The following is an 18,072-nucleotide window of genomic DNA, read 5'->3' as shown; positions in this document are numbered from 1 at the left end:
ATCCATGCCATTTTCTTTTAAAAGATTTCTTCCGCACATACTTATTTTATTAGGGTTTGTTGTTGTGTCTCTAGCTTATTTCTATCCCGTTTTACAGGGTAAGGCGATATACCAAAACGATATTGTACAGTTTATTGGTATGAGTAAACAACAAAAGGATTTTAAAGCCGAAACCGGTGAAGAAACCTATTGGACCAACGCCGCTTTTGGAGGAATGCCCACTTACCAATTGGGCGCGCGCTACCCGCATAATTACATTAAAAAATTAGATTTGGCGCTTCGGTTTTTGCCTCGACCTGCCGATTATTTATTTCTTTATCTTTTAGGGTTTTATGTGCTGTTACTTGCATTAAAAGTTGATTTTAAGTTAGCCGCCTTGGGAGCGTTGGCTTTTGGTTTTTCGACGTATTTAATTATCATTTTGGGGGTGGGGCACAACAGTAAGGCGCATGCTATAGCATACATGCCTTTGGTGCTCAGTGGTATTATTTTGGTGTTTAGGAAAAAGTACGTTTTTGGTTTTTTGTTAACCACTGTGGCTATGGGGCTAGAGCTTGTGGCGAACCATTTCCAAATGACTTATTATTTAATGTTTTTGGTTATCATTTTAGGGATAGCTTACCTTGTTGATGCCTATAGGAAGAAGTTGTTGCCACATTACTTTAAATCCGTTGGTATTATGGTGGGGGCGGTAATGCTGTCCATAGCTTTGAACGCGACCAATATTTTGGCTACTAGCGAATATGTAAAGGAAAGCAAGCGTAGTAAAAGCGAATTGACCGTTAATGCCGATGGTTCTCCAAAAGAAGATGTTTCCTCAGGGCTAAGCAAAGATTATATAACCCAATTCAGTTATGGGTTTGCCGAAACCTTCAATTTATTCATCCCAAGATTTATGGGTGGCGGAAATGCCGAGGATGTCGGGAAAGATTCCGCAACCTACGATGCTTTTAGAAAGTTAGGCGCTACCACTACGCAGGCTGCACAAGAAGCCAAAAGGGCACCCATGTATTGGGGCGACCAACCCATTGTTGAGGCGCCCGCTTATGTAGGTGCTGTGGTTTTGTTTTTGTTTGTTTTCGCTTTGTTTTTGGTAAAAGGCCGATTGAAATGGTGGTTGGTTGGCGGCACCGTGTTTTCGTTGCTATTGTCTTACGGAAAGAACCTAGGTTTTTTAACTGATTTCTTTATCGATTATGTACCAATGTACAACAAGTTTAGGGCGGTAACTTCTATTCAAGTGCTTTTAGAGCTTTGTGTTCCGCTGCTCGCGGTTTTCGGCCTGGCGCGCTTGTTTAATGATTTTGAAAGCAAGGAGGAAAAGCTGAAGGCCTTAAAATATAGTACGGCCATTACCGGCGGATTGGCATTGGTGTTCCTGTTGTTTAAATCTTCATTATTTGATTTTGTTGGTGCAAACGATGGTTTTTACAGGCAGAATTACGGTCAGGCGTTTGTCGATGCACTGAAGGATGATAGAAAAACTTTATTTGTTGAAGATACGATACGAAGCTTGGTTTTGGTGCTGCTTTCAGCAGGGGTTATTTTTATGTTTTTGAAAGGCAAGTGGAGGCAACAGGTTGTGATTGGAGTATTTGCTATTTTGATTTTGTTTGATTTGGTGGGCGTTGATAGGCGCTATGTTAACAATGACGATTTTGTGCCCAGCATAGCCATGAGCAAACCTTTTGAAGCTACCGAGGTTGATAATTTCATTTTAAACGATAAATCGTACTATCGTGTGTTCGATTTGGTTTCGGGGCCTTCAAAACCATCGTATTTCCATAATTCGCTAAACGGTTATAATGCAGCCGAATTAAGGCGGTACAGTGAAGTGTTTAATTTTTATGTGTCAAAAAACAATCTCAACGTGCTCAATATGTTAAATGCAAAATATATTGTAGCGCAAGATGAAAAAGGCAATGCGTTTCCGTATAAAAACGATGAAGCTAACGGCGCTGCTTGGTTTGTAGAAAGCTTGGAAAAAGTGAACTCGGCCAACGAAGAAATTCTGGCTTTGGATAGTTTAGATAACAAAAACAAGGCTATTTATTCAAGTCAAAAAGCTTCTGCTGCATTAGAAAACGCTGAGTCGAAATATGTTGTTTCAGATTCGCTTTCGAATATTGAAATAAAAGAGGTTAATCCTAATTATTTAAAGTATCAATCGAACAATGAAAATGACGGTTTTGCAGTGTTTTCTGAAATTTATTATCCTCATGGTTGGAAAACATTTATTGACGGAGAAGAGGTTGATCATATGCGTGTTAATTACATTTTAAGGGGCATGCCGATTCCGAAAGGAGAGCACGTTATTGAGTTTAAATTCGAACCAGACGTGGTTAAAACCGGCAGTTCAATCTCATTAGCGGGTTCAGTATTGTTTATGCTGTTGTTGGTTGGCGGATTGTTTTACGAGTTTAAGAAAGGCAAAGGTGTCTAAAAAAGTACTCATTATAACCTATTATTGGCCTCCTGCAGGAGGACCGGGTGTGCAGCGTTGGCTGAAATTCGTTAAATATCTGCCTCAGTTTGACGTCGAGCCCATTGTGTATATTCCTGAAAACTCCAATTATCCTTTGGTTGACGATAGTTTGGAGTCAGAAATTCCAAAAGGCATCACAATACTAAAACAGCCCATAAAAGAACCTTATAGATTGGCTAAACTGTTCTCGAAAAAGTCCTCAAAAACCATCAGTAAGGGGATTATACCCGAAGAGAAAGAGCAATCGCTTCTTGAAAAATTTATGCTTTTCGTACGGGGTAACTTTTTTATTCCAGATGCAAGAGTGGGCTGGGTGAAACCTTCCGTAAAGTTTCTTTCTGAATATATTCAAACTGAAAATATAGAAACTATAATCACTACGGGGCCGCCGCATAGCCTGCACCTAATTGGTTTGCAGTTGAAAAACAGATTGAATATTAAATGGTTGGCGGATTTTAGGGACCCTTGGACAACCATTGGTTATCATAAAGCACTGAAACTAACTAAATGGTCTGCAAACAAACATAAGCTTTTGGAAAAGCGGGTTTTGAATACGGCAGACCGGATTATTGTTACTAGTGAGGTGACAAAAAACGAGTTTGAAGAATTAACAAATAAGCCTATCGAGGTTATCACTAATGGTTATGATGACGAATCTACGGTCGATTTTCAAATGGACGAAAAGTTCACTTTGGCGCATATTGGCTCGTTGTTGTCGAAAAGAAACCCTGAAAATTTGTGGGAGGTTTTGGCTGAATTAATTAATGAAGACGCTGATTTTTCAAAAGATTTTCAGCTCAATTTGGTTGGTGCTGTGAGTGAAAATGTAAAGAATTCGCTTAAAAAATCAACTTTAAGTGATTATGTAAATGAAGTTGGTTATGTTTCACACAAAGAGTCAATTGTGTTTCAAAAAAAATCACAATTACTGTTATTGATTGAAATTGATTCCGAAGACACCCAATGCATCATTCCAGGTAAATTGTTCGAATACATGATTTCCAATAGGCCGATAATCGCATTGGGGCCAAACGGCTCGGATGTCGAGAAAATCATCAAGGAAACCAATACTGGCCAATATTTTTATTACAGTGATTATGGTTCATTAAAAAATACTATCTTACAGTATTACGATGCCTATAAAAATAAAGGCATACAGTCGTACCCCATAGGTTTGCAAAAGTACCACCGGAAAGCGCTAACGCAATCTTTATCAAAATTGTTATAAATGGGCATAGTTGCACTACAATCCTTTAAAAATATTATTTCCACCTATTTGGGCTTTTTTATTGGAGCAATAAATACCCTGTTTCTTTACACTGAATTTTTAAGTGACGAATATTATGGCATGGTGGGCTACATGCTCTCTTTGGCCTACGTCATTATGCCCCTCATGGCTTTTGGGGTGCATAATACTTTAGTGAAATTTTATTCTACTTTTAAAACTCGGATTTCGGTAAATAGTTTTTTAACGCTGATGTTGTTTTTGCCTATTTGTGTTATTATTCCGTTGGTGTTTATTATTTATTCCTCTTATGATTTTGTTGGTAATTTTCTATCGCAAACCAATGCTATTATTAAAGATTATTTGTGGCACACCGTGGTTATAGCAATCGCTCTGGCTTATTTTGAAGTGTTTTTTGCTTGGTCTAAAGTGCAGATGAAAACCGTGTTCGGTAACTTTATGAAAGAAGTATTTCATAGGGCAGGGGCGATGGTATTACTGTTTTCCCTTCATTTTGAATGGATAAACCTTGAGCAATTTATGGTGGGGCTTGTTGTGGTTTACGTATTGCGAATGCTGGTGATGAAAATTTTTGCTTTCAGTATTCGCTGGCCAGTACTTACTTTTAAAAAGATTAACGGATTATCGCGGATTTTAAAGTATTCATTTTTAATTATAATAGCAGGTTCCATCGCCACCATACTTTTGGATGTAGACAAAGTGATGTTGGGGCAGTACATCAACATTGAAGAAATAGCCTATTATAATGTTGCCATTTTTATTTCTGCGGTTATAGCCGTGCCCCAGCGAGCTATGCATCAAATATTATTGCCTTTGTCTGCTAAATATTTAAACGAACGGGATTTTGAAGCTTTGGGCGATCTATATAAAAAAAGCTCGCTAAATCTTTTTATTGTTGGCGGATTTATTTTTTTGTTGATTGTTTTAAATATCAATCAATTATATCTCATAATTCCAGAGGAATTTAGCGTAGGGCTTTTTGTGGTTTTTATCATTAGCTTGGCCAAACTTTATGATTCGTTATTAGGTAGTAACAATGCTATCCTGTTCAATAGTGATTATTACAGGATAGTTTTGGTTTTGGGTGTGGCATTGGTGGTTTTGATGGTATTGCTCAATATGGTTTTTATTCCCAAATTGGGCATCAATGGTGCAGGACTGGCTACTTTTTTTGCTGTTTTTTTGTATAATTCTGTTAAGCTATACTTTGTCTACCGAAAATTTAAAATCTTCCCATTTACACGGTTCACTTTAAAAATAGCAGGGCTTATTTTATTTAGTATAGTGCTGTTTTATTTTTGGGAGTTTCCGTTCCATCCTATTGTAAATATCATTTTAAAATCAACATTAATTACAGCAGTTTACGCTTTTGTGGTTTTAAAGTTTGATTTTTCGGAAGATATTACGGCGTTATTAAAACGATATATTAAATTTTAACACGGTCCTCTTAAAAAAGGGAAAACCCCGCGATGTTGCTTTGAGGCAAACTAATCGCAGGGCTTTCCAAACTAACCAACCAAAATTTTTAAAATCGTCTTGACCTTGTATTGTTATTAGAGCGGCTTCTGTTGTTTGCTGCTCTGGTTTTTTTATTGTTTGTTGCCTTATTTACGGTGCGTCTTTGAACGGTTCTCGGCTTATTAACCGATTTGCGTTGGGCAACTTGGGTGTTTCTTGTGTTTGAACTTCTAGTGTATGTACGTTTGTTTGTGCTTTTTGGTTTTTGTGCTACCAAATTATTTTTTTGTCGTGTTGAAATCCGGTAGCTTGAGTTGTTGTTTCTATTAGGGGTATTTCTAACAATTTCTCTTGTTCTTTGGGTTTTGTTAATTTGGGAATTGTTCCTTGATGGCGTTCTTACCACTTTAGTGTTTTCCCGCTTAACGACTTGCCTTTTTACATTTGGAGTGCTTCTTTTTATAATGTTGTTACTGTTTCGACGAGCCGTTTCGTTTTGCGCGGCATAACGTCTAGAAGTCGAGTGTCTGTTAATTTTTGTGATGTTTCGTTTACTTCGATTTACTGTTGCATAACTTCTATTCCTGTTGATAGTATGTCCACGTCTAGTAGCTACAGATGTTCTTGGTCTGTAATTGTTGTAAAATGGTCTGCTATAGGTGTATCGAATAGGTTTGTAGTAGCGTCTGTATGGCCTGTTGTAAACTACGCAATAGTCGTAAGCCGGAACACTATAGTAACGGTGCCAAGGTCTGTAAACATAGTTTCTGTTATAAACATTGATGAAACCAGTACAGTGCGAAAATACATTTCGTCTGTTATAGTGCACGTAAAGTCCGCCTACACGAGATACATACCCGAAATTATTGTAAAACACATTAATGTTGCCAACCTGGCTAATCCTACCGTAATAATCGTAAAAAATGGGGGTGTTTTCAATTTGAATAATCGCGCCGAATTCGTCGTATTGCACATAGGCGTTATAATTATATCCAGAATTAAAACTAAAGTTTACGTTTGGCGACCCAATGGAAACGCTAAAACGTGGGTTGTTATGTAAAATATTAAAATCGAATTGCCCATCAGGGAATACCGAAAATTCAATGCCATTTTCAACAAATATGAAAGAGTTGCCATAACCTCTATTGTAGATGTTGATTTCTTCTAAATGTTCTGAATTGGTGGTTGTGGCTGCGTTAACGGAAAACCCTGTAAGGGCTAATCCCGCTAATAAGAATATAAACTTTTTCATAATATATAGTTTTAAAATGTAACTCGATTAAAGTTTTACAAACAACGTGCCAAAAAAAGGAAAAGGGATTTTAGGTGTTTTATGATGTTGTTTTTCAAGTTTTTATGGTTTTGTGTTTTTAGTCCTGAAATTTTACGGATTACCGTTTAAGTTCATTTTAATTTGCTTATATCGGTCAATACGTATATTTTTCGAGAGTAAAACTTATAAACTATTTTTATGGATGTTTTAGATCAGATTTTATCAAAGAGTAAGCCTATTGGGGAAACAGTTGATTTTGATGCACAACGGTTTAAAAAGCATTATTTAAACAAGAATACACCAGTAGTGCTAAAAGGATATGGCGATAATTGGGTGGCCAAAGAAAAATGGACGCTCGATTTTTTAGCAAACCTTGAAGTGAAAAATCCGGTATCTTTAGAAATAGGGGCGAATAATCAGCAGGAAACCAACTTTGTAAAAGAAAATTTAAAAACCTACATAGAAAGTATAATTAAAGAAGAGCATAAGGACAAAAAAGACAGGGCGTATCTCACGTTGTTTAATATTTTTGACCGCTTTCCACATTTAAAAGAGGATGTCGATTTATCCATATTAACACAATTTACCAGAAAAAATAATATTTATGCTTGGATTGGCCCGGAGGGTACGGTAACAGGATTGCACTATGATTCTTTAAATAATTTGTTGGCTCAAGTCAAAGGCCGAAAATTGGTTGTTTTGGTGGCTCCCAAGGATAACAAAAATATGTATATAAGTGATAAGTTTGAACTGGGGGCTACGTCAAGCGAAGTAGATATTAATAATTACGACGAGTCTAAGCACCCTAAGTTTAAAAATGTTGAGTTTTTCAGCACAATTTTAGAGCCTGGAGATGTACTTTTTATTCCCAAGAAATGGTGGCACTATGTAAAATCATTAGATACTTCAATAAGCATCAGTAATTTTGGTGCGCTTTTATTTGATGTGCTTTTTACTGAAACGATAGAGAGTATCCAGTACAGTTTACATTGCCGAGGGTATTATAAAAAAGGCAATTGTACTTGCCATAAAGAGGTTGATGGTAAAGTGTTGAGTAAGTTCAGTTAACTTTAAAATCTATTACAAAAAATGCTCTTTAAAATTAGATGAAAAATCATTAATATGTTTTTTCTTTTCGTCGCTTTTTCGAATTACTAAATAATGATTCCTTTTCAAACCTTTGCCTATTTGCTTGTAAACTAAGTTTTCAGAAAGCTTAAACGACTTTAAAGCCCATTTAGGCATACAGGTTATTCCTAAGTTGGAATCAATCATTTCTAGGGCTACCTGTGTGAGGGGTACTGCAGATATTTTTAGCGGAGAAACCTTATTCGGCTTTAAAAACTGTTGGTGTATCGAGACCGTTTCGAGAGGGTAGGAGTGAATGATAAGATGTTGGTTCATAAAGTCTTTTGCTGCTAAGTTTTTTTTATGGCTTAAAGTATTTTCTTTATGCATAATAGCAAAAATTTCATCTTCAAAAAAATTAAAACTGGTTAGAGTCGTGTCTGCTGGTTTGCAGGTGACAATAGCGGCATCAATTTCTTCAGAAAGCAATTTTTCAATGGGCTGATGGGTAGATTCTAAAATCAGCTCAATATTTATTTCTGGGTACAACCTGCCCATTTTCTGAATAAAATGAGGAAAACCATGGTAAAATGAAAAACATTCGGTGCTCACTTTTATAGATCCAGTGGATTTCGCTTGGATTTGTTTTATGGTGTCTAAGCCCTTTTCAATGCTTTCTAGAACATTGTTGCCTAATCGATACAGTTCGGTGCCTTCTTCGGTGAGGGTCCACTTGTTCCGTGTTCTAAAAAATACTTTAAAGCCCAATTGTAGTTCTAGCTCTTTTAATTGGTGACTTAACGCCGATTGTGTTAAGAAGAGTTTTGAGGAAGAGTTGGCAAGACTGCCTTCTTCTGCAATGGTTTTTATGAGCTTAAAATATTTTATATCCATTGGGCAAAACTACAATATTGTTGAAAACTGATACTTGATTTTATTTCAATTAAAAGTTAGAATCATTCAATTACATCGGGTTAAAAATAGTATTTAAATTTTCTAATATTGCAAAAAAAATCTATGATAAAACGGAAGATAAGTAGAACCATTCGTCTTTCTAGGTATATAATTTATAAGGAAACCTTAGTAGATTATAAAGAGAAGTTTTGGTCTTTTATTGGGGCATTTGTTGGTATAGGCTTAATAGCGGTAACGCAGTCTTATTTTTTACCTGAAGTAGAGAGTTTGTTTTTAATAGGTTCGTTTGGTGCTTCAAGTGTGCTCATTTATGGGGAAATACAAAGTCCGTTGGCACAGCCCAGAAATTTAATTGGCGGACACATTATTTCAGCGATTATAGGTGTGAGTGTGGCAAAATTATTCCCAGATGTTTTGTGGTTAGCGGCTTCGTTGGCGGTAGGCCTTTCCATTGTTGTGATGCAGTACACCAAAACATTGCATCCGCCCGGTGGAGCAGCAGCCCTAATAGCAGTTATCGGTGGAGAAAAAATTCAGAGTTTGGGGTATTGGTATGTTTTGGCGCCGGTGCTAACCGGAACGCTTATCTTGTTGGTTGTAGCTTTGGTGTTCAATAATATTACAAGTAACAGATCTTATCCTGTTAAAGGTAGGTACGTGAATTTTCCGTGGCAAAAGAAACGCTAGTCCTAATTAAGTTTCGGGGTTAAATACCTTCCAATTTCTGAAGATTTGCACTTTACTATTTCTTCGGGTGTACCTGAGGCTACAAGATTTCCGCCATTTTCGCCCCCTTCGGGCCCTAAATCTATAATATGGTCGGCACATTTTATTAAATCGATATTGTGCTCAATAACTATAATAGAGTGCCCTTTTTCAATTAAGGCGTTAAACGATTTCAATAGTTTTTGGATGTCATGAAAATGAAGCCCAGTTGTGGGTTCATCAAATATGAAAAGAGCTCTTTCTTTGTTACTTCCTTTACCCAAAAAGGTGGCGAGTTTAATACGTTGGGCTTCCCCTCCTGAAAGGGTAGAGGAGCTTTGCCCTAAAGTAACATAGCCTAGCCCAACATCTTGCAATGGCTGAAGTTTATTTTTTATTTTGGTTTGTTCAGTTTTTTCAAAAAACGAAATGGCATCGTCAATGGTGAGGTTTAAAACGTCGTCGATACTTTTGTCGACAAAAGTGACTTCCAGAACTTCTTTTTTAAAGCGTTTGCCTTTACAGGTTTCGCACTCTAAATGCACATCGGCCATAAATTGCATTTCAATGGTAACTTCACCCTCGCCTTTGCAAGTTTCACAGCGTCCGCCATCCACATTAAATGAAAAATGCTTGGCTTGGTAGTTTCGAATTTTGCTCAATTTTTGTTTTGAGAACAGTGCCCGTATATCATCATAAGCTTTTATATAAGTAACAGGGTTGGATCGTGACGACCGTCCAATAGGGTTTTGGTCAACAAACTCGATGTGTTGGATGTTTTTGAAATTTCCATCCAATTTTGAAAACTGCCCTGGTTTGTCGCCAAAATCGGTGAGTTCTTTTTGTAATGCCGGAAATAGTATCTTTTTTACCAAAGTACTTTTTCCACTACCAGAAACACCCGTAACCACGGTAAGCACTCCCAAAGGAAAACGTACATCGATATTTTTCAGGTTGTTTTCACGAGCGCCAATAACATCCACGTAATATTTTGATGTTCTTCTGGCCTGTGGCACTTCAATGTTCAAATCTTCATTGAGGTATCGGGCGGTTAGGGAGTTGGAAGCCAAAATGTCGGTAAAACTGCCTTCGGCCACCACGCTGCCACCAAAAGTCCCCGCTTCGGGACCTATGTCTATAATGGTGTCGGCGGCTTTCATAATATCTTCATCATGCTCAACCACAATAACGGTATTGCCCAAATCGCGCAATGATTTCAATACCGAAATCAACCGTTCTGTGTCTTTGGGATGCAAGCCTATACTAGGTTCATCTAAAATATACATCGAGCCCACCAAACTACTACCCAACGATGTGGCCAGATTGATGCGCTGACTTTCACCACCCGAAAGCGTATTCGATTTTCGGTTTAGTGTTAAATAATTCAAACCTACATTGGCTAAAAATGAGAGGCGGTTATTAATTTCTTTCAGTAATCGGTCGGCAATTTTGGTGTCGTAATCGTTCAATTCCAATTGTTTGAAGAAACTCGCCAGTTTGCTCAGCGGCATTTCCACCAAATCGGTAATGGTGGCACCCGCAATTTTAACATAATTGGCTTCGGGGCGCAAGCGTTTTCCGTTGCAGGCTTTGCATTTTGTTTTTCCGCGGTAGCGTGACAACATCACCCGGTTTTGTATTTTGTATGCCTTGGCCTCAAGTTCTTCAAAAAAGGAATTTAAGCCTTCAAAATATTTATTGCCATCCCAAATTAATTGTTTTTGTTCGGCACTCAACTGAAAATAGGGTTTATGAATGGGAAAATCGAATTTATGGGAATGGTTCACCAATTGGTCTTTGTACCAACTCATACTTTCGCCACGCCATGGAAAAATAGCATTTTCGTAAACCGAAAGCCCCGTGTTTGGAATCACTAAATCTTCGTCAATTCCAATAATATCACCATAACCTTCGCATTTTGGGCAGGCGCCATAAGGGTTGTTGAAACTGAACAAATGTACATTCGGTTCCAGGAAATTAATGCCATCCAATTCAAATTTATTACTGAATTGCCGCTGTTTTCCGTCTGATAGGGTTTCAATAAAACATTCGCCCTTGCCTTCAAAAAAAGCAGTTTGAATGGAATCGGCCAACCGGTTGAAGAAATCTTCGTCGTCTTTGGTAATGATCCTATCAACTACCAACAACACCTCGTCTTTGTCGGAAACCGATTCTATCTCGTCAATCCTTAAAACGTCGCCGTTCACCTTCAGTCTGGCATAGCCTTGCTGCGCCAAGGTTTTAATTTTGTTTTCCATGCTGCGCCCTTCTTCTAAATAGATGGGAGAGAGCAGCAACAATTTTGCCCTTTCGGGGGATGGTTTTAGGTAGTTCAAAACATCGGTAACCGTATCTTTTTTAACTTCATCACCAGAAACGGGCGAATAGGTTTTTCCGATTCTGGCGAACAATAGTTTTAAATAATCATAAATCTCGGTTGTCGTACCAACGGTTGAACGCGGGTTGGTGGAATTCACCTTTTGTTCGATGGCAATGGCCGGTGCAATACCTTTTATATAATCGACTTTTGGCTTGTTCAGTCTACCTAAAAATTGCCTGGCGTAACTCGATAAACTTTCAACGTAACGACGCTGGCCTTCCGCATAAAGCGTGTCAAACGCCAAACTGGATTTTCCCGAGCCGGAAAGACCCGTAATCACCACTAATTTATTTCGGGGTATAACAACATCAATATTTTTAAGGTTGTGCAGTTTTGCACCTTTTATGATGACGTTTTCTTTGGGGTTTACTTCAGAAATGCTAGTATTCATGGGTTTTAAAGGCAATAATCCTGCAAAGATAGCATAACGAACCGAGCATAAAAAATGCAATATTGCTTAACGAAACGTTAAAAATAATCATTAATTTTTGTTTTTTAGGAACGATTGTTGTTATCTTTGGGAATATAATAGCCATTAAATCAATTTCTGCCTATAGCATAATTTTACTTTTAATCATGAACCCCAAGCTATGAAACCCTGTGTTTCTATGCCTTAAAAGTAAATATTATGCAACACGAACTTATTACAGATGCTACTTTGGTTAGTAACTACATTAGGGGCAACGAAGCTGCTCTTGAAACCTTAATTGTTAGGCATAAACAAAAAGTTTACAGTTTTATTTATTCGAAAGTTTACGACAAAGATGTTGCTGAAGATATTTTTCAGGATACCTTTATAAAAGTGATACGTACCCTTAAGCGAGGGTCGTATAATGAAGAAGGCAAGTTTTTGCCTTGGGTAATGCGCATTTCGCACAATTTGGTAATTGATTATTTTAGAAAAAATAACAGGATGCCCAAATTTGATAATGCTGGTGAATTCAGTATTTTTTCTGTGCTGAGCGATTCCTCATTGAATGCTGAAAAAACCATTATTAAAGAACAGGTTGAAAATGATGTGCGGCGCTTGGTTCAAGAATTGCCCGAAGACCAAAAAGAAGTGCTGCTGATGCGTATTTATAACGATATGAGTTTTAAGGAAATATCGGATAGGACAGGGGTGAGCATTAACACGGCTTTAGGGCGTATGCGTTATGCTTTGATCAATTTGAGAAAAATAATTGATAAACATAATATCGTTTTGACAAATTAAAATACAATAAAGTAATTTTTGTTGCGTTATTGATTTGAATTAACCCTTAAATTGATAAAATGGCAAAACTTTACTCTGAAAATTCTATTAATAAAATAGAAAAATTACAACCGAAGGAAGAAACGGTTAATTTTCTTCTAAACTATTCTAAGGCTTTAAGTGTTATAAGTTGTAATAATTTGAAGTTTGAAGCACTTCAAAATTGAGTTTGTGAAAGCCCTGATTTTTCAATCAGGGCTTTTTTGTTTTATGGTATTCGTTAATTACAGATTGCCTGCCAATGGTTTTGGTAATGATGTCCTTTTCCAAATCCCAGCCTCTTGCCGGTGAATATTCCCTGCCATACCAAATAATTTGAAGGTGCAAATCGTTCCAAAGTTCTTTTGGAAACAGGCGTTTGGCATCCTTTTCGGTTTGGTTAACATTTTTGCCGTTGCTTAAATTCCAGCGGAACATCAGTCTATGTATGTGGGTGTCAACTGGAAAAGCAGGCACGCCAAAGGCTTGCGACATTACCACGCTGGCCGTTTTGTGTCCCACAGCCGGAAGCGCCTCCAAGGCCTCAAAACTCTGGGGTACTTCACCGTTGTGATTTTCAATAAGAATTTTTGATAAACCGTAGATGCCCTTGCTTTTCATGGGCGATAAGCCAACAGGTTTAATAATGTCGCGAATTTCATCAACCGAAAGTTTTACCATGTCGTAAGGGTTGTCGGCCCTTTCAAAAAGCAGTGGTGTAATCTGGTTTACGCGCACATCGGTACTTTGTGCCGACATTAATACGGCAATCAGTAGTGTGTAAGGGTCTTTGTGGTCTAACGGAATGGGTATTTCGGGATAGAGTTCATTTAAGGTTTTTATAACAAATTCAACCTTCTCTGTCTTGGTCATAAATTGTACATTTGTGAAAAATCAAAGTTAATACTATGAATACATTAAAGCAAGGTGATGCTGTACCAAATTTTTCGGTAAAAGACGAACAAGGAAACACGGTTACACTTAGTGATTATAAAGGAAAAAAGTTAATCGTATTTTTTTATCCCAAGGCCAGTACACCGGGATGCACTAACGAAGCTTGCAATTTAAGAGATAACTACAAGGCTTTGCAGGATGAGGGGTATGAGCTTTTAGGGGTTAGTGCCGATAGCCAAAAACGACAATCTAATTTTAAAAACAAATATGATTTCCCGTTTCCGCTATTGGCTGATGAAGATAAAGAGGTGATCAATGCTTTTGGTGTTTGGGGACCTAAAAAATTTATGGGTCGTGAGTACGATGGCATCCACAGAAAAACATTTCTAATTGATGAAAACGGCGTAGTAGAGCGTGTTATTGATAAAGTAAAAACCAAAGACCACGCCGCCCAAATATTGGAAAGCTAGTTAATGAATGATAGTGTGAAAAAGAGGTCTTTAAAGTTTAAATTGTACCTGTTTGTCACATTAAGCGTAGTCGAAATGCATTACAAATCAACATGCTAATGTTTTCGACTGCGCTCAAACTGACAATATTCAAGACTTTTTAAGTGGCTTTTTTTATTTTTTCCTTCTACTTAAAGTCAGCGGCTTTCGTGTGTAGCCGAAAAGTCGGTAATCCTTAATCAATTCTGCAACACCTTCAGGAACCATGTCCTCCCAGCCAACTTCTCCTTCAGAAATCATTCGTAAAATTTCTCGAGAGAATATATTCATAATATCTGGGTCGTAATCTTTTATGTCAAGCACCTTGCCGTTGTACTTAAAGAATTTGTACAATTCTTTCATTCTTGGGTACACTTTTAAATTTTCACTATTAATAAGTTCTCCAGTTTCGGGGTCGAGCATGGGGTACAAGTACACTTTTAAATCTTTAAAGAATAATTTGCCAAAAGCTTCCAAAATACCTCCGCTAATGTGACGATAATATTTTTCATCAAAAATTTCAATCAAATTACTAACACCCATGGCAAGTCCCATTCGGGCTTTCGTGTAGTTGGAGAAGTATTCAACCACCTTAAAGTATTCTTGAAAGTTGGATATCATAACCGAGTGTCCTAGAGAGCATAACAAATCTGCTCTGTCAATGAAATCCTGTTCGTCAATCTCTCCTTCGGCTCTTAAGTTGGATAGTGTAATTTCAAAAACTGTAACCGTTTTATCCTTATCAACCTTATTTTCTTTGATAAACATTTGGTATGATTTCTCATACATTTCCATGTTCACTTTGGTTACGGGTCTAAAGCTTCCGCGAAGCGCTAAAATGTTCTTTTTGTAAAATACTTTTGCAGGGAGCACGTTAGTGCCGTCTGGACCAAACATTACCGCATCGGTCATGCCGTTTTTAACCAGTTGCAAACTCATCAATCGGTTGTCCACATTTTTAAAAACCGGACCTGCAAAGTTTATGGTGTCTATTTCCAGTTGGTCTTTATCCAGGTGGTCGTAGAGGTAGCGTAGTAATTTTTTTGGCTCATTATATTTGTAAAAAGCACCGTAAATAAGATTGGTGCCAAGTATACCCAAAGTTTCTTGTTGCAGTCTAGCATCGGTTTCCTTAAAACGAAGGTGAAGGATTATTTCGTTATAATCGCCTCCTGCTTCAACTTGATAACGAATGCCAACCCAGCCATGACCTTTAAACTGTTTGGCAAAATCGATAGTGGCTACTGTGTTCGCGTACGTGAAAAATATTTTGTTCGGGTTTTTTTCACGGGTTAGCCTGGTTTCAATGAGATTCATTTCATGGGCCAGCATTTTGCGTAAACGGGGCTGTGTTACGTAGCGACCGTCGTCCTCGGCACCGTAAATGGCGTCACTAAAATCTTTATCGTATGCCGACATGGCTTTGGCAATAGTGCCAGAAGCACCACCGGCCCTAAAAAAATGCCGGCAAGTTTCTTGTCCGGCTCCAATTTCAGCAAATGTTCCGTAAATATTTTCGTTTAGGTTGATGCGCAGTGCCTTAGATTTTAACGATGGAATATCATCAAACTCTTTATCTCCTTTTATAGTAATCTCCATGCTTTTCAGGTTAAATTCAATAAAAAGTAAAGATATTAAATTACTATATCAAACGAAAAAATAACCTTATTTTTGGCTAAAAATTACGATATTTTGAAAATCACCTTTCTTGGTACGGGTACTTCGCAAGGAATCCCCATTATTGGGAGCGACCATCCTGTTTGCCTTAGCAAAGACCCTCGCGATAAACGCTTGCGGGTTTCTGTTTTGGTAGAGTGGGACGGGTATACTTATGTGGTGGATTGCGGGCCGGATTTCAGGTACCAAATGCTCAGGGCTAATTGCAGAAAAATAGATGGTATTTTGTTTACGCATGAGCATTCCGATCATGTTTTGGGTTTGGATGATATCCGTCCGTTTTACTTTCGGCAGGGCGATGTTCCTATTTATGCTCATAAAAGGGTACTGAAAGAAATTAAAAAACGATTCCATTATTTTTTTGAAACCGAAAATAAATACCCAGGCGCACCCAGCGTTGAAGAAAATATTATAACAAACCAGCCATTTGATCTGAATGGATTAAAAGTTGTTCCTATAGAGGGTAAGCATGCCGATTTACAGGTGTTTGGGTTTCGGTTTAAGGATTTTGCGTATTTAACTGATATGAAAACGGTAGAAGATGCGGAAGTTGAAAAATTGAAAGGCTTGAAGGTTTTGGTGGTAAACGCGTTGCGAACCACGCCGCACCGTTCTCATTTCAATTTAGAGGAGGCTTTGCGGTTTATAGAGCAGGTAAAACCTGAAAAGGCGTATTTAACACATATCAGTCATCTCTTGGGCTTTCATGAGGAGGTGGAAAAAATATTGCCTAAAAATGTGTTTTTGGGTTACGACGAATTACAAATCACGATTTAAATTTAAAGGATGAAACAAAAAATATTCATGTACCTATTTGTATTTTCGATACTGTTGGTGTTTTTTCAGTTTATGAACTCCAAGCATGTTTTCGAGGATATGAACCAAAAATTGGGCACGTATAAAGCTTTGTCGAAAAAATACAAAGACTCAGTTGCTGTGCTTCAAGATGAGATTTTGGAGCTTTCGCACTTCAATTTATACAGAAATGAAGATGCTATCAGTTATTTTGAAAACGATGGCTATAATATTGATGAACTGATTCCTTTTATAAAAGACGAACTTTACAAGTTAAATGAGGTGAAAGGGCAGCACCCCATTGTGCCTTATGCAGCCAGCGAAGGCCGGAAAATGATGATCAATACCGTTAAGATGCTAAATCACAAATGGATTATTGCCGATTTTTCGGATGGTGAATATTGGGGCGAAATTTTCTTGACTTATGAATTAACGCCCGAAAGAGAATTAAAATTCAACCTTGTAGAGTATTTTCTTTACCCTTTTGATTAAAATTTATTCAGCGCGATAGGCAACGCCTTTTTGTTTTTTCGACTCCCCAACATATGAATATTCATAGGTGTAGGATGAATCGGTTGTGGTTAGGATTTTAAGGTGTACATCCTTTCTTTCGGCCATGTTTTTCGGATTGATGGTTTTAAAAATCACTTCGCAATCGTTAATCCAACGCAATTGAGCAGAATCTATTTTGTTGTCGTAAACCTCAACCTGAAGGCTTTCGCTGCGCTCAAATACCGATTTGTAAACGGTGCCTTCAATCTCTACTTCGCTGTAAAAGTTACCGGTTTTAAAATCCCGGCAATTTCTTTGGGATTCATAGCAATTAAATAAGAGCAAGCAGGCAACAAAAGGTAAAAAGCGCATAACATTAAATTTTTAGGCAAATGTAGTGAACGGCTGATTAATTCTTGAAATTTTTGAACGTTCCGTCCGAATAAAAAATAACAATGCGTTCAATAGACTTGCCTTCGTTGTTTTCGATTTCTATTTGACGGTTGGTTTGAGGGGGTGCCGACGGGGCGACAGCTTTATCCGGAATATTGTTTTGTGCTTTTTCGTTTTTGGTGGTTTCAGAAGGAAAATATCCTTTTCCGTTAAATAGCCAATAAAGGTCAACATCGGGGAAGGTGTGCAGTACTTTTAAAATAAAATCTAAACTAGGTTTGTTTCTGCCAGATAAAATATGGGAAATACTGGAACGTTGAACACCTATCTTTTCAGCGAAAGAAGAGGCGGATTCTCCATAGTAATCAATGACTTTTTGGAGTCTTTCAATAAAATCTTCATTGTTTATCATTGTAAACTTTTAATTAAGATTATTTGTGTTACAAATGTAATCATTTGCCTTTGATTTCAAAAAAACATTGAATTAAACCGCTATTTAAGCTAAACCTTATGTTTATATTTTAACACATAAAATACTGAAAACAAATAGTTTGAATATATTTTATGAATAT

16 protein-coding genes are annotated in these 18,072 nt (G+C 37.5%); 9 read left to right on the top strand and 7 right to left on the bottom strand.

Going from position 1 to position 18,072, the window contains the following annotated elements; genetic code table 11:
- The first annotated feature begins 4 nt into the window (after window positions 1–4).
- From HC176_RS06820 to HC176_RS06810, 3 genes are read left to right on the top strand one after another with little or no spacing between them, the layout of a single operon-like run.
- On the top strand, window positions 5–2,443 hold the full coding sequence (locus tag HC176_RS06820; protein WP_167917444.1) for a YfhO family protein: 2,439 nt from the start codon (window positions 5–7) through the stop codon (window positions 2,441–2,443).
- On the top strand, window positions 2,436–3,713 hold the full coding sequence (locus HC176_RS06815) for a glycosyltransferase (protein ID WP_167917443.1): 1,278 nt from the start codon (window positions 2,436–2,438) through the stop codon (window positions 3,711–3,713). Before HC176_RS06820 ends, HC176_RS06815 begins: the two co-directional genes overlap by 8 nt.
- Window positions 3,714–5,168: a lipopolysaccharide biosynthesis protein gene (locus HC176_RS06810; RefSeq protein ID WP_167917442.1), complete on the top strand. Its 1,455-nt coding sequence runs from the start codon at window positions 3,714–3,716 to the stop codon at window positions 5,166–5,168. It abuts the gene before it with no gap.
- 88 nt (window positions 5,169–5,256) lie between these two features.
- Here the strand turns inward: HC176_RS06810 and HC176_RS06805 are convergent, their stop codons facing one another.
- Window positions 5,257–6,441, bottom strand: a complete 1,185-nt coding sequence (locus HC176_RS06805) for a hypothetical protein (protein WP_167917441.1) — start codon at window positions 6,439–6,441, stop codon at window positions 5,257–5,259.
- Window positions 6,442–6,660: 219 nt separating this feature from the next.
- Here HC176_RS06805 and HC176_RS06800 point away from each other — a divergent pair, with 219 nt between their 5' ends.
- Window positions 6,661–7,530, top strand: coding sequence for a cupin-like domain-containing protein (locus tag HC176_RS06800; RefSeq protein ID WP_167917440.1), 870 nt, complete (start codon window positions 6,661–6,663; stop codon window positions 7,528–7,530).
- A gap of 12 nt (window positions 7,531–7,542) precedes the next feature.
- On the opposite strand, the gene HC176_RS06795 is transcribed toward HC176_RS06800, so the two are convergent.
- Window positions 7,543–8,424, bottom strand: coding sequence for a LysR family transcriptional regulator (locus HC176_RS06795; RefSeq protein WP_167917439.1), 882 nt, complete (start codon window positions 8,422–8,424; stop codon window positions 7,543–7,545).
- 123 nt (window positions 8,425–8,547) lie between these two features.
- Here HC176_RS06795 and HC176_RS06790 point away from each other — a divergent pair, with 123 nt between their 5' ends.
- On the top strand, window positions 8,548–9,132 hold the full coding sequence (locus HC176_RS06790) for an HPP family protein (RefSeq protein ID WP_167917438.1): 585 nt from the start codon (window positions 8,548–8,550) through the stop codon (window positions 9,130–9,132).
- A gap of 2 nt (window positions 9,133–9,134) precedes the next feature.
- Here the strand turns inward: HC176_RS06790 and uvrA are convergent, their stop codons facing one another.
- Entirely contained in the window at window positions 9,135–11,921 is a 2,787-nt protein-coding gene (uvrA, locus tag HC176_RS06785) for an excinuclease ABC subunit UvrA (RefSeq protein WP_167917437.1), read from the bottom strand.
- Window positions 11,922–12,158: 237 nt separating this feature from the next.
- On the opposite strand from uvrA, the gene HC176_RS06780 reads away from it, so the two are divergent.
- Window positions 12,159–12,743, top strand: coding sequence for an RNA polymerase sigma factor (locus HC176_RS06780; RefSeq protein WP_167917436.1), 585 nt, complete (start codon window positions 12,159–12,161; stop codon window positions 12,741–12,743).
- Between the two features lie 231 nt (window positions 12,744–12,974).
- Here the strand turns inward: HC176_RS06780 and HC176_RS06775 are convergent, their stop codons facing one another.
- On the bottom strand, window positions 12,975–13,634 hold the full coding sequence (locus HC176_RS06775; RefSeq protein ID WP_167917435.1) for an endonuclease III domain-containing protein: 660 nt from the start codon (window positions 13,632–13,634) through the stop codon (window positions 12,975–12,977).
- Between the two features lie 35 nt (window positions 13,635–13,669).
- On the opposite strand from HC176_RS06775, the gene bcp reads away from it, so the two are divergent.
- Window positions 13,670–14,125: a thioredoxin-dependent thiol peroxidase gene (bcp, locus tag HC176_RS06770; protein ID WP_167917434.1), complete on the top strand. Its 456-nt coding sequence runs from the start codon at window positions 13,670–13,672 to the stop codon at window positions 14,123–14,125.
- A 153-nt stretch (window positions 14,126–14,278) separates the two neighbouring features.
- Here the strand turns inward: bcp and HC176_RS06765 are convergent, their stop codons facing one another.
- Window positions 14,279–15,742, bottom strand: coding sequence for a nucleotidyl transferase family protein (locus tag HC176_RS06765; RefSeq protein ID WP_167917433.1), 1,464 nt, complete (start codon window positions 15,740–15,742; stop codon window positions 14,279–14,281).
- 93 nt (window positions 15,743–15,835) lie between these two features.
- On the opposite strand from HC176_RS06765, the gene HC176_RS06760 reads away from it, so the two are divergent.
- Together HC176_RS06760 and HC176_RS06755 are read left to right on the top strand one after the other, a co-directional pair.
- A complete protein-coding gene (locus HC176_RS06760; RefSeq protein ID WP_167917474.1) occupies window positions 15,836–16,597 on the top strand; it encodes an MBL fold metallo-hydrolase in 762 nt (253 codons plus the stop codon).
- 9 nt (window positions 16,598–16,606) lie between these two features.
- Complete coding sequence (locus HC176_RS06755; protein ID WP_167917432.1) at window positions 16,607–17,107, top strand: hydrolase; 501 nt, start codon at window positions 16,607–16,609, stop codon at window positions 17,105–17,107.
- Between the two features lie 3 nt (window positions 17,108–17,110).
- Here HC176_RS06755 and HC176_RS06750 read toward each other — a convergent pair whose 3' ends face one another.
- Both HC176_RS06750 and HC176_RS06745 read right to left on the bottom strand, forming a co-directional pair.
- Window positions 17,111–17,479, bottom strand: coding sequence for a DNA topoisomerase IV (locus HC176_RS06750; protein WP_167917431.1), 369 nt, complete (start codon window positions 17,477–17,479; stop codon window positions 17,111–17,113).
- Window positions 17,480–17,516: 37 nt separating this feature from the next.
- A complete protein-coding gene (locus tag HC176_RS06745) occupies window positions 17,517–17,912 on the bottom strand; it encodes a helix-turn-helix domain-containing protein (protein ID WP_167917430.1) in 396 nt (131 codons plus the stop codon).
- Window positions 17,913–18,072 lie beyond the last annotated feature (160 nt).

It is taken from the genome of Tamlana crocina, assembly GCF_012037625.1.
This window is presented reverse-complemented; position numbering and strand designations above follow the sequence as displayed.